Origin of the sequence: Halovenus marina (assembly GCF_051414115.1) — an archaeon.
GTDB classification, from domain to species: domain Archaea; phylum Halobacteriota; class Halobacteria; order Halobacteriales; family Haloarculaceae; genus Halovenus; species Halovenus marina.
Genome location: NZ_JBLKNZ010000002.1, coordinates 14471 through 27383, shown reverse-complemented (window position 1 = coordinate 27383; position 12913 = coordinate 14471). Strand labels below are relative to the sequence as shown.

The 12913-nt window shown below is 55.3% G+C and carries 8 protein-coding genes and 1 pseudogene; 2 read left to right on the top strand and 7 right to left on the bottom strand.

The features are described 5' to 3' along the window. Positions 1 to 38 precede the first annotated feature (38 nt). The gene (locus tag ACMGFL_RS15415) at positions 39 to 1001 is read left to right on the top strand and encodes a mannonate dehydratase (protein ID WP_436936484.1); all 963 of its coding nucleotides are present in this window, start codon (positions 39 to 41) and stop codon (positions 999 to 1001) included. Between the two features lie 84 nt (positions 1002 to 1085). Here ACMGFL_RS15415 and ACMGFL_RS15410 read toward each other — a convergent pair whose 3' ends face one another. The 3 genes from ACMGFL_RS15410 to ACMGFL_RS15400 all read right to left on the bottom strand — a co-directional run bounded on the left by ACMGFL_RS15410 (position 1086) and on the right by ACMGFL_RS15400 (position 5439). After that, positions 1086 to 2276: a DUF5005 domain-containing protein gene (locus ACMGFL_RS15410; protein ID WP_495849333.1), complete on the bottom strand. Its 1191-nt coding sequence runs from the start codon at positions 2274 to 2276 to the stop codon at positions 1086 to 1088. A 377-nt stretch (positions 2277 to 2653) separates the two neighbouring features. Then, the gene (locus ACMGFL_RS15405; RefSeq protein ID WP_436936482.1) at positions 2654 to 4195 is read right to left on the bottom strand and encodes an alpha-mannosidase; all 1542 of its coding nucleotides are present in this window, start codon (positions 4193 to 4195) and stop codon (positions 2654 to 2656) included. Then, entirely contained in the window at positions 4192 to 5439 is a 1248-nt protein-coding gene (locus ACMGFL_RS15400; RefSeq protein ID WP_436936481.1) for a glycoside hydrolase family 38 N-terminal domain-containing protein, read from the bottom strand. Before ACMGFL_RS15400 ends, ACMGFL_RS15405 begins: the two co-directional genes overlap by 4 nt. Positions 5440 to 5707: 268 nt before the next feature. On the opposite strand from ACMGFL_RS15400, the gene ACMGFL_RS15395 reads away from it, so the two are divergent. Next, a complete protein-coding gene (locus ACMGFL_RS15395) occupies positions 5708 to 6718 on the top strand; it encodes a DUF5005 domain-containing protein (RefSeq protein ID WP_436936480.1) in 1011 nt (336 codons plus the stop codon). A 118-nt stretch (positions 6719 to 6836) separates the two neighbouring features. On the opposite strand, the gene ACMGFL_RS15390 is transcribed toward ACMGFL_RS15395, so the two are convergent. The 4 genes and pseudogenes from ACMGFL_RS15390 to ACMGFL_RS15375 all read right to left on the bottom strand — a co-directional run. After that, positions 6837 to 7850, bottom strand: coding sequence for a DUF4432 family protein (locus ACMGFL_RS15390; RefSeq protein WP_436936479.1), 1014 nt, complete (start codon positions 7848 to 7850; stop codon positions 6837 to 6839). Between the two features lie 97 nt (positions 7851 to 7947). Continuing rightward, complete coding sequence (locus ACMGFL_RS15385) at positions 7948 to 9435, bottom strand: sulfatase family protein (protein ID WP_436936478.1); 1488 nt, start codon at positions 9433 to 9435, stop codon at positions 7948 to 7950. Positions 9436 to 9696: 261 nt separating this feature from the next. Further along, complete coding sequence (locus tag ACMGFL_RS15380; protein ID WP_436936477.1) at positions 9697 to 11550, bottom strand: ABC transporter substrate-binding protein; 1854 nt, start codon at positions 11548 to 11550, stop codon at positions 9697 to 9699. Between the two features lie 53 nt (positions 11551 to 11603). Further along, a pseudogene (locus tag ACMGFL_RS15375) lies at positions 11604 to 11868 on the bottom strand (IS6 family transposase); the annotation flags it as partial. Between the last annotated feature and the right edge of the window lie 1045 nt (positions 11869 to 12913).

Here is a 12913-nt window from a genome sequence, read left to right as displayed (position 1 = left end):
ATACCCATACTTTTCTACCTCTGGTGTTCTTATAAAATATGGATCATAGTGTAATCCTGCCTGTAGAGCTGACCGAACGATGGGATCTCGCGCGACAAATGGGTCTCACGACCGCAGTCACGCGGTTTCCAGAGACGGACGACGAAACTGACCCGTGGGCGTTCGAACCGCTCCTCCATATGAATGAGCGCTTCTCGGACGCGGGGTTCGATGTTGATGTGCTCGAGGTCTGGCCGCCACTCGACGACGTGATTCTGGGTCGGGACGGACGCGACGAACAGATCGATTCGGTGCAGACGATGCTTCGGAACATGGGTCGCGTGGGAATCAATATCTGGTGTTACGCTTGGATGGCACCACTGACGGTATTGCGAACGAGTAATTCGGTTCGCGGTCGGGGCGGTTCGCTCGTTACACGATACGAACATGCGAAGATGGAACGAGGACCGGATCTGGTCGGCGTTAACCAGACGGAACTGTGGGAGAACTACGAGTACTTTCTCGACAAAGTGATCCCAGTCGCGGAGCAAGCGGATGTCAAACTGGCTCTGCATCCGGACGACCCGCCGATCAGTTCTGTCCGGGGCGTCGATCGGATCATGACTAGCGTCGAAAACTTCGATCGCGCCTTGGCGCTCAACGACAGTCGCCACCACGGTATCACGTTTTGCCAGGGCAACTTCACGGCGATGGGAGTGGATGTCCCCGAGGCGATCAGTCACTTCGGCGAGCGAATTCACTTTGCACACTTCCGGGACGTGGACGGAACCGCGGATTCCTTTACGGAAGTCTGGCAGGATGAGGGGCCGACGGATATGGGTGCCGCAATTCGCGCGTACGATGCAATCGGGTTCGATGGCCCAATCCGGCCAGATCACACTCCAACGATGGCTGGCGAACCGAACGACACCCCGGGCTACCAGGACAAGGGACGACTCTTCGCGATCGGCTACATGAAGGGACTCTTCGACCAGTACCGTTCGATGCAAGACGTCGTCTAGCTGTCTGGGCCGCGGGTTTGGGTGCTGCTTATACCGATACGTGAAACGAAACGGTGACGTGAGACTCCGAGACCTGTCTAGTTCTTACAGTCCCTGGTAGCGGATAAATCGTGGATAGTAGAAACTCGGGTACCGATCGTAGTCTTCGAAGAATGCCCGCGTGTTGACGTTGTAACTGATGAGGAGTGACCCGCGACCGGTGGACAAGTGCGGGTGTGCCTTTGCGTTGTAGACGTAGTGGTCGTCGTCCTCGTTCGGCTCCGCCGCAGCCCATATTTTCTCGACCGGCCCCCACGGACCGACGGGACTCTCGCCACGGCGCACGGCAGTATACTTCGAGTTCGTGTCGAGCTGGAATGTGAGCCGATACTCGCCGTTGGGAAGTGGCGTCACACTCAATTCGTTCGAGATGCGAGTGGTGACACCTGCTGCGGCGCCCGGTTGTGATACCCACGACGAGCCGTCCCAGTACTCCCACTGATCGAAGTTTTCGAAGTGTCGCGGCTTGACCCGAGCAACGAGTAGTTGTTTTGGCTTCACCAACTCTTCGATGCCGTAGACATAGACGTACCCGTCCGGATTCGGTGCGCCCGCGGCTTCCGTGTTTGGCATGACACAGGACGTAAACGCGCGCCGCCCCCGGTTCTCTGTTGCCGAGACTAACAGCGGGGTGCTCCGCCGATCGTAGTCTCGATATGGCGGGTCTTCGTCTGATCCGAGGATGAGGAGATCCGTTTCCACCTGAATAGGGAAGAACCCGTCCGGATCGTCGCGGAACTGCAGTCCAAAGACGTACCGTTGGCCGTCGAGTGTGTTGTTCACATACCCATCACCGAGCCAGTACCAGTCACCGGTATCGCTCTCCTCCGGAATGAAAACGGCCCGTGGATCACCAGCATCGTCCTCCCGCCAGTAAAAGTCCATCCCGCCTCTCTCGTCGGTGGGATCCATCATACCGAGGGTGTTGTTCACTATCGTGAATTCGCTCCATGAGTCGTCGGTTGGATCGCCGAGTTCTACGAGCGAATCACTAAACAGGAACAGCGTCTTCTGATCTGTCGGTGGAACACGCGCGTCGTACCCCTCCATCGGTAGTGAGTAGATGTCGGCGGCTCCCAACCACCCCGATTTTCGGTCGAACCTGTTCGTCCACTCAGATGCGACTTTCGTTCTCGGATAATTGTTTGCCGATGGGGATCCGTTCTTAGCGAGTACGGTCGGCGATGCACCGATCCCACCAAATGCAGTGCCGGCGACCACGACACTTGTAATCATCGACCGCCTCGATACTCGTGGCTCTTCTTTCTCGTCTGATGTGTCTCTCGTCTCCTCGCGGGTGGAGCTCTGTTGAGTTATATGATAACGTACCACTCATTATAACCTCCTTATTAATAATTTTTTATTAGAGTTGGCCGAGAAAACTCTCCGAGGGGTGAACAGTTTGATCCACGAACTACTGCCGCATTTTTCCGGTGTACGATCGAAGCCGGTGCAGTTCTCTTGCCCAATAGAGTGTTTCATGGGATGGCAACATACGAAATCCGAAGCATTCGATGTGAGATACAACTTGTACTATCAAACCTCCTGAGAAAGTCACCATCGTTCACTGGAACTGACTGGAAACCTGATCAGAACTCCGTTTTCGGTAACTCTCACTGCGTGCAGTCGAGTGCGACGGCGATCGTCTTCCTCGGTGCCAGTTTGAGGTCAACGCGGCCGCCCTGACTCTGGAGATCCCTGTCCATCGATCCACCCTGTGGCGTCCGGAATTCGGCATTTTTGATCGTTAGCTGCTCCGATTCGATCGACGTGGACTGCTTCGTATCCGAGGCATTATGAACTAGGACGAGCATGTCGAACTCGTCCGAAGGGTCGAAAACCGTGTAATCCGGCCACGACCGACCTGTTTGCTCTTCGAGGGGACGGATCTGGAGGACGAGATTTGGCGGTGCGGGCAAGTCGAGGAGCTGTCCCCGTGCATCGAGGGGCGGATCTGAGACGGTTCCCTCTCCGAGGGTCTGTGCGAGTGGGCGCCACACCTCAGCTTCAGAGCCGCGTCGGTGCGCGAAGGACTCGTCGAATGGTCCATCGTGTGGCGTGAGGTGATAGCGGGCCGTCACGGGTCCAGGCTGGTGCGCCCGGAAGTTCGTATCCCAGTAGTTGTTCGTGACCCACCCGAGAATCTGCGGAGAGGTGAGCGAAAATTCCCGGTCGTTGTTCGCGAATCCGAACTCGCCGAACTGGATCATCGGGTTCAGCGGGCAACTCACGACCATGCTGTGGCTCTCGTTCGAGAGGCTAGCCCACTTCTGTGCGGTGTAGTAGTCGTGCACCGAATCGGGCATCTGATCCGCTCCCGGTTGGATCGCGGTGCCGCCAACATCCAGGTGGGGAACGGCGTCGTCTATCGAAAAAGGGAACGCAAGGTAAGTTGACTCCGGATGAGTCGTCAGTCCCATCTGCCAGCGTGCCTCGACGACGACCTCGTCGCTGTAGGATGGGAAGAACAGCCGGAGTGCGACATCACTCTCAAGTTGGGGTACGACGAGTTCTTGACGCACGTCGTAGCCGAGCGGCGTATCGTAGACCACATGGCGACGAACTTGTTCGGGACCACGCCGCTGAGCGTGCCAGTCGGCCTGAAATCCGCGAGGGTTGTCGCCGAGCCCGATCGCCGCGTCGTGCCACTCGTCGGCTGGCCAGCGGAACAATCTCTGACGCGGCTGTGACCAGTCGTCGTTAGCGACTTGTTCGTGAACAAAACTGCCGACGGGGTACTCCGCGTCGTCGTCTACCCATTCGTGTTCGAGGTCTCTGTCGTACAAAGAGGCGATTCCACCGCGCTCACGGTCGAACCTCACGTCGTATCGATGAGTCTCGATGGTACCCTGCTCGGACTCTGAAATGTCCGATTGAGAGACGAGGTCATCGGGAGAAGCGACCGTATACCCGTACCCAGGAACCGTCGTCGGTTCGAGGAGCACTGACGAGCCATACAGCGAGGAGTCGCGATCCGCACCATCGTGGGTTGGCAGCGACGGTTGCTCAGGATCGCGATCCTGATAGTGCCGACCGGCTGTCTGGTCGTCATCCTCGCCGCGCGGACTGAGGACGTGCAGCGGCACTGGTCCCGCGATGTCGCGGTCCCACGGCAGCGGATTGAAGAGAAATACCCCCTCGTCGAACTTGCTCACGCCTCCTCACCTCCCTCATGATCGACGCGCCGGGAGAGTTCTGCCAGTCCATCGCGCTGAAGCATCTGACTGAGACTTCGCCCGTCGTGTGCGTAGTTCGCCTTGTGGTACCACTGACTCCGTGCGTCGTCGCCGTCAGGAACGCTGACAGCCGTGTCCGCACCCCAAGTGTGTTCGTCGAAGAGGTTGACGGCCCACCAAGCGTCTGACCGCGTTCCAGGTGCGCTCCGACGCGACGGCTCTCGGTCGGCTTGTCCGGCGTCTATTGCGGAGAGGCCAGCCTCTACCGCATCCGCACTGTGGAGACGGCGCCGACTTTTCCGGTTTACGGCGACCTCAGCGGCGCTGCTGATCGAACCGAAGTTCCAGAAGTCCGTCCAGTCCCCCTCGTACGTCGGAAGGTCGTCCGCGTGCGCTTCGACGGTGCTCCACCACTCGGCGGGAGTAATCATTTCAAGAGATGGAAGTTCGCCTGCTTCCACACCGTCTCGAGTGTTCCACGACCGGATGAAGTCCGAGAACTGCGCGTAGGCCGGACCGTTGTCCCCAAACGGGTGGTAGCTCTGGACCAATAACGAGGGGAGTTGATACCCAGACTCATCCGTGAGTCGCTCCAGTAGCGGCACGCCCGTCTCTTCGAGGTATTCTTCGTCGTGACCGATGCCGAGTTGCATCCCAGTCGAGTAGTGGAATCCGTTGAATGAGAGTAGTTCACGTCCGCTCGGTGCCTTCCATTTGAATGCTTTGGGACGCTCGAACGGAATGCCGCCGAAGTGTTCGTTGATTCCCATCGAGAACCCGCGGATGTCAGCGTCGAGAAGCGCGTCCGCAAACGGCCAATTCTGTCCGTTGACATCACAGTTCATTCCGTATTGAACATCGAAGTCGTATTCCTCACGGAGATACCGAACGGGCCGGAGGGATTCGACGGTTTGTGCGGGGCCGTAGTTGGGCGTGATGTTCGCGAATGTCGCCATGACTTCAATCCGCCCCATATTCTCCAACTCCTCGAACTTCCGGATTTGCTCTGACGAGGCCGTGTCCAACCAGAGCAGGAGGGGGGCAGTTGTTTCGACGGTCCACTTGAACGCGCCGGGGTCGTCTCGCTGCCGTTCGTTCCAAGTGATTGTTAGTGCCTGATCGATGAAACGGCGCTGGAGATCCCAGAGCACCGGTTGGTCGTGGGTATAACCGATGTCCGTATGACAGTGATGGACGAGTTTTATTGATTCAAGCTTCGACATCAATAATCGTTATGTAGTAACAAAACAGTAGGTAATAGTAGTTACGGTACTTGATGATGGAGAAGCCCCTGGTTCTCCCGATTTCATCCTGTTGCCATGAACTGCTGTGAGTTACTGACGGAATTGGATCGCGTCGCCGGTGACTGCTGAAACAAACATAAGCAATAAATGGTCGCCACGCTCGTATTGGAATGTGAGCCTGAATACCACACTTCGACCCGTGACAGCGCGTGATCTCGGTCCACAATTTGCCGATAATCCGAATCGAATGAGCGGCCAGGACGGAGCGTACTCGATTCCGATGGAGGGCGAAGCGCTCTGGTTCTTCGGCGACACTCTTATCGGCGATCGGGCCGTCGACGAGCGGATGCCCCACGGAGAGCAACTCAGGGAGTATGGGGGCTTCGAACGACTACCGTACAACTGTGGACTCATCTGCCGTGATTCCGATGGCACGGACGGCCTCAAGAACTTCGAGTACATCTTGGATGATGACGGCGAAATCCGCCAGCTCGTCGAGACCCACCCCGATGAAGACGAGACGGAAATCCGCCCTTGGTGTCTCGACGGCTGTTACGTCGACGGGACGCTCTATCTGTATTACGTGGTCGTCAGAATCGGTTCCGAAGTCGAGGACGACTTTGCTTCGGGATTCGAACTGATCGGCTCGGGCGTCGCGCGCGGGTCGGCCGATGATTATCAGTTCACACGGGTCGAACACGACAACTCCTCGATCCTCTGGGAGAAAGATCAGAAAGGGGATCGTCGCGATCCACACTTCGGAACGGCCGTGCTTGACCCGGATGATATGGACTACGTGTTCGTCTATGGTGCAGAGCACGCACCGGCTGGCGTCGACGATTGTTACGTCGCTCGAGTCCCCCACGACGCGATTGCCGACGTAACGGCTTATGAATACTTCGATGGTGAGGGATCATGGTCGGTTGATCTCCAAGACGCTCGTCCAGTCTTTCACGGGATGCCTAACGAGATGTCTGTCTCGTACAACGCCCATCTCGACGCGTACCTCACCGTCTATTCTCTCGACCAGACTGGTCAAGTCGTCGGTCGAACTGCACCGACCCCTTGGGGACCATGGGATGATCCGGTGATCCTCTGGTCAGTCGACCCGGAGCACGAACGATTAGCATCCCATACCCCAACTTACGCCGGAAAGGAACATCCTGAACTCGCGATCGAAGGCGGAAAGAAAATCTACATCACATACGTTGAGTTCGCTGAGTACTTCCCTCATCTGATCGAAGTCGAACTGGAATAATTGGGAGGGGATACCTCCTCTCCGGAATGCGGGCGAACACCGTTGTGGTCATTACTGTCGGCGCGTCGCTTCCTTTGAAATACCATCGAACGCACCGAAGGCCCACACCTCGGAGCCTCTAGGCTGGATGGGTTTCAAGTTCGATTGTGGACTGTTGCGACTCGCCACCGTCCAGTACTGCAGCCGTCTCGTTGTCGATGGCCCGGTCGAGACCGGAGTTCGGAATCGACGTACACGGTTCAAGTCCGATGTTGTAGTTTCGCCCGAAGAACGGGGGTTCGGTGAATCCACCCAACGGTTGCCAGTACCACAAGTACTCGTAGAGGTCCTCAGGGAATCGAACCGTCGCACCTAGGTCGATGTCCGGGTTCGTCACCGTATAACGCCCCTCATCGAATCCAGTAAGTGCGACGAGGTCGTGGACTCGTTCGTCGGGATCAGGCAAGCGTCGTAAGTCGATGTCACGGCCATTCTCACGCTGTGCGATTGGCCACTTGTACTCCTCGTCTGGCGGTAATCGTGCGGCCGCTGGATCGTGGTCGGGATCGGTGAGAATTGTTGTACAGGGAACATCCACGAGAGTGGAGGGAGAGACCAGCGGCGGTCCGAACGTAATGTGTTGGAGCCACGAGAACGACACCGCAATCGGCGCTTCGTTCGTAACGTGTTCGTCCACGCGCAAGACGGGATCCCCTGCTTCAAGCGCGAGGATTCGTTCCACGGTGAACGGGTAGCGCGTCAACGAGAGTGACAGCGTCACCGCGACTTTTTCCGGTTCGTCCCGAACCTTGATGACCTCCCACGGCGCAAGTGTTGTTTCACCGTGCACGCCGATCGGGACACCGGACGGTGCTGACGGGCCGCCAGCTGCCGGGAGAACATCTTGCCACCCGCCAGGATAGTAATCAAGGAACGTTGCGGCCTCATCAGTCGGATGTTCGTACCCGTCGTCAGGGGTGTGCCACTCGTGGGGCGCCTCGAACAGGACGTTGATGTCTGTTCGCTTGTCTCGTATTTCGGTCACGTCACCGCCTTTCCCTGCCAAGACTTCGACGCGCAACGATTCGTTTTCGAGGCGGACAACCTGACTCCCGCGGAACTCGTACTCTGCGCTGATTCGACAGCCAGCCATACGGGAAAATTCGGTCGACACCTAATAATAGTATGGTCGCAAACCGTCGCGTCACCCTCGCTCGATAACCATACGAGGCCGAACGAGAGTGATATCATTACCCCTCCAAGTACTGGCGCGTGATCTTTTCGGCGTGTTCCTCTCGTCCCGTGTCTTCGAGCCGCTGGACGTACTCCGACAGGCGACCGGAACGATTCGGATGATACGGGCCACCCTCGCAAATCACATCCCACAGCGGATCGACGAGTCCGTTCGGAGTGTTGGGATTGCCACCGTTTTCGCCCGTTGCAGACTCTTCCATCCGAGCCGCTTTCCACCGCTGTAGTTTCTCGAGTGCACTGGAGACGACTGACGGGTACTCTTCTGAGATGTCGTTTGTCTCGTGTGGATCTGCCGCTAGATCGAATAACATCGTCTCGTCCAACTGCTTCACGCCGTCGTGATACGTTCGAATACAGAGCCAATCGTCCCAGCGCACAGCTCGCTGGCAGGCCCAGGCTCCTTGACTTAGAACCAGGAAATCGCGGCCGCTCGTTCCATCATCGCGGACGGCAGTCGCGAACGACCGGCCGTCCCACCTATCGGCTGTCTCGCCACCGGCTAACTCGACCAGCGTGGGCCCGAGGTCGAGGTGGTAGTGGAGATTTGTGTCGACTCCCGACGCCACCTCAGGGCCGTGCATAATCAGTGGGATTCGTGCCGTCTTGTCATCCGCAGTTTCGTGATCACCGTACACGTTCAGTTCTCCCTGGTTCTCACCGTGATCGGCCGTAACGACGATAAGCGTCTCTTCGAAGACACCCTGTTTTTTCAGCCGATTGATGATCCGCCCGATGTACGAATCCATGTAGTGGATACCCACGTCGTACCCATCGATCCACTGTTTGAAGTCCTCACGCGTCGCAATTTCGTCTGGGGTTCGTTCCGTCCGCCGTGAGTCTGCGAACCAGAGCGTGTCTCTCGCACTAATGAAGCCGTATCCGTCACGATGCTCTTGGATTGTCTCCGCTGTCAGCCATTCGGGTGCCGGATCGTCCGCAAAGGGGTTGCCATACTCCACAGGCGTGTCGTACGGACAGTGCGGATCCCAGAAATTAACGTGTAAGTACCAGTCTTCTTCGCGTCCGTGTTCGGCCAACCAAGCGTCGGCCTCGTCGAAGACGACACCGGCCCGTTCGCCACCATACCCGCCAGTATCTGTCCACGTTTGAAATCCATCGAGAACGTGCCAGGCTGCGTGTCGACTCGGGAACGGGCTTATCATTACTGTTTGATGCCCAGCCTGACGGAGTGATTCGGCGAAGGTCCGGAACTCTCCGAAGTTTCGAAACTCGCGGTTCCGTCCTACCGGTCGCGAATCCGCGTTCAATCCACCGTGGTTGACGACACCGGTGTGTATCCCGAAGCGTCCGGTGAATAGTGCTGTCCTGGACGGGAGACACGGAGAATCCGATGTGTAGTAATTCGTAAACCGCCGTCCATTAGCCGCCAGTTCGTCAATATTTGAGGATGTATCCCTGTTATAACCGTAACAGCCCAAGTGGTCGGGTCGCAACGAATCGCAGTCGATAACCAGAATGCGCATAAGTTGGAAACTATCCACACATACATAAAAATTGTCCAGAATGATTAGCGAAACCGAGGGCCGGTTGGTTCAAGCCCCGTGACTGTGATACATTTTGTGCCGATACTGTCGCGGTACATATTGTCGGTACGCAATTCAATAATTCGATGAACCTGAAAACGAGCTTCGAGTACCCAAGAAAGAGCAATTACCAACGGAATCAGAATGAAAATACGCTTTGTTGCAAGAGAAACGGATAAAAATGGCTGCTGTAGCCTGACGTTACTCCTCGGCGGTGATTTTTCCTTTCTTCGGGAGCCAAGCGGGCGCTGGACGGACGGCAAGAGCGTCCGAATCAGAACTGGGCCAATTCCAACCGTCCCGGCTGATAAGGCTATTCCACAGGGCGTCGACGCCCTGGAGAAGCGGTGCGCTCTGATTGAAAATCCAGGCGAGTTCCTGGATGAGCGTCTGATATTCCTCTTCGTCAATCGTGGTGGCGAGCTGCTCCAGTTTTTCTCGGGGATTAACGGACTGCATCGATCCATCGGGGTCGCCGACCGGCATCGGAACCTCGATCGTTTCGGGATAGCCGATTGGACCGGCAATACTATCGAGTAAGTTAGAGAAATGGAAGTATGGATCGGGATTTCCGCCGCCCCAGAGCCAAATTGTCACTTGGAAGTTGCCAGTCTGGTAGGCGTCAAAGTATGTCGAGAAGTCGACCCCGCGAACGTTTGTGCTAATCCCGAAATCGTTCATCTGCTCCGCAACGTATCCAGCTTGGCCGGTGAGCGAGGGGTTCCCTTGGACGACGATAATTTCAAGGGACGTGTCGTCGCCGTTCGGGAGCTGCCAACTGCCGTTCGATTTCGAGAATCCGCCTTCGCGGAGCACTTCTGCTGCTCGCTCGGCACCACCGTTGTACTCGGTGAATCCATCGATCACTCCGTCCAAATACGTGTCCGCTTGATTCTCCATAATCCCGGTCTGTAGGGTGTGGGGTTCCCAAGTGAACCCTTGGGTATTTGGTGTCCGGACCGTTCTGTTCATTTTTACTTGATCGATGAGATGTTGATATGCCTTCCGGAAGTGGATATTCCCGGTCAGCGGGTCGTCGAACTGGAAGAAGTGGCCGTCCCCGTTGTAACCAGTATACGTGACAAATTCGTAGTGATCCGGAATCTGGTTTCGGTTCGTGACAGACGTGTTTGCCCCACTACCACCATCCAACTGACCGCTAATCGCCATCTGGGTCTTTTCTTGAAGGGTAACGTATTTGACGTGGTACTGATTGAAATTGATCTTATCTGCATTAGGGTGATCGGGGAACCGTGAGAGTTCGAACCGCTGTGTCACTGCTTCCTCTAACTGGAAAGGTCCATTACCGATTGGATCCTTCCAACCCCATTCCAGAATTTCGGATGTCAGAACCTGACTCTGTTCGTCGTCACTGGCATCTTGCACTGCGCTCAATTTTTCACCAAACACACTTTCTGGTGTACTGACATACGTGTCCAGAATGTGTGTTTTGAGGATGTTCTGATTGGTCGCTGAATCCATCCCGAACGTCACTTCGTAATCACCGGTTGCTTCGACAGAGGAGACGAAGTCCCACAGCGGATCGTCTGTGACCCTGGCGATCTTAAACTGAGTGACGAGGTCGGAAGCGGTCACTGAATCGCCGTTGTGCCAGGTGTATTGATCGCTAAGCGTGAGCGTCGCAGACGATTCTTGAACCGAGAGATCATCTGCAAGTAAATACTCCCACTCACCAGTTTGTTGGTTGTATCCAGCGAGTGGATCATAAATTATTTCGCTAACCCTGTCAGCAGCGTTGTTTGGATTGAACCGATTGAACTGGGCCACATCTGGATTGGTCTGTGTGAAATTATCAAATTTTCTATCTAATATAGCTACTCCGCCATCTCCGGTCTCAGTTTCAGTATTTGAGGAGTCACCAGAATCTCCCGACGAGTCACCATCACCAGAATCTCCCGACGAGTCATCATCACCAGAATCTCCCGACGAGTCACCATCACCTGAGCACCCTGCGAGTGCGGCGAGGGCTACCGATACTCCTCCAGCAAGATATTCACGCCGTCCAATCCGCCTGCTCTGTGATTCAGACTTCATAAATTTCTCATTATTGCTTATACATAAATAAGTTAGGGTGCATCGGGGTGTGACTGATTCACCGTTTCGTCTATCGCAACGTAATTCGGCGCTTTCCCGCTCGTTGGCTGTAAATCGGCTTTCTGCACCCAATTATGCACGGTCGACCGACACCGGCCGACACCCAAGCCATAACACCGAGAAGGTATCCGACAGAGAGAATCCTGCAGCATGCAGCTGGATACTCAGCTTCATCACTGGCTCGGGTGTCGCCTCTCGCTCCACAAATCCTAACTCGAAGTCAGTACTAAATCCAGTGAGGCGGACACTTCTTGGCATAGGCACCAACAAAACCGTCCGTCTCGCTCTTCAGATCTTATTTGAACAGTGCCGCGTCGGGGCTTACAGTCAGGGATCTTTAGCACCCAATCATATCAGAGGCCGCGGTTGGCCCGCACTAATGAAAGATAGGTTTCTGGGAAAACCAGCTTTAAACAGTGGCACTAACACGGGACCACTGCTGACGCAGGTGGACACTATTTGCAGCTCTTCTTTCATTCATTACAGCGGGCAACCGCGCCATCACTTGAGTACCTCTTTGAGAAACAGCTACGCATCGAGGCTTGATCGGCCAGGTGAGACACCAAATGTACACTTCGAGCGTGTCACAGCCGACTGCCGCCAACACGTAGAGTTATCTCGCCGTCGACTTCGATCGATTTTCGTGTCGTCGACAGCGACCTTCAGTCGTTTGTGCCAGTCAGTCTCAGACGTGATCCCTCAATCATAATACCCACTGGGTTGGGCAATTTGTCGCATAGACAAACACGGATGGTGAAGTACACGTCGATACGTTCATAGATCTTCCAATAATATTGGAAAGAGCATCAATATAGGATTACAACAGTATGACTGTAATGCACTAGTACAGCAAAACCTCACAAAGAAGCGGTAGGGTTAATCTGATGAATCTACGACCAGATTCGTCTTATCATATAAAGATACGGCCGAGCAGATTTTCAAAACACCAGACACTGAGATAATGACACTCTTCGAGGGTTTGCTCTCTCGTTTCCTATTGATCCCCGTGTTCGTCTTCGATCTAAAGAGGCCACAGGGCGTGAGTCATCAGAACTACTGAAAGGCGTTCTTCACTACTTCTATCAGGACATCTACTGCTCTCCACTAATAGCACAAGAATTCTACAAAGAGGATGTATGGCGACGATATAGGCTTAGAAATTTGCGTCTCAACAGAGACCCTCACAGTTTATCATTCTTATTGGACTAATCGCAGAGTCTGTTTTACTGACTTGGTTCACGATATTGCAGAATAGATTCCACTTGACAAGTTTATTGAATCGACAGGGGCAGACATCCCTGCC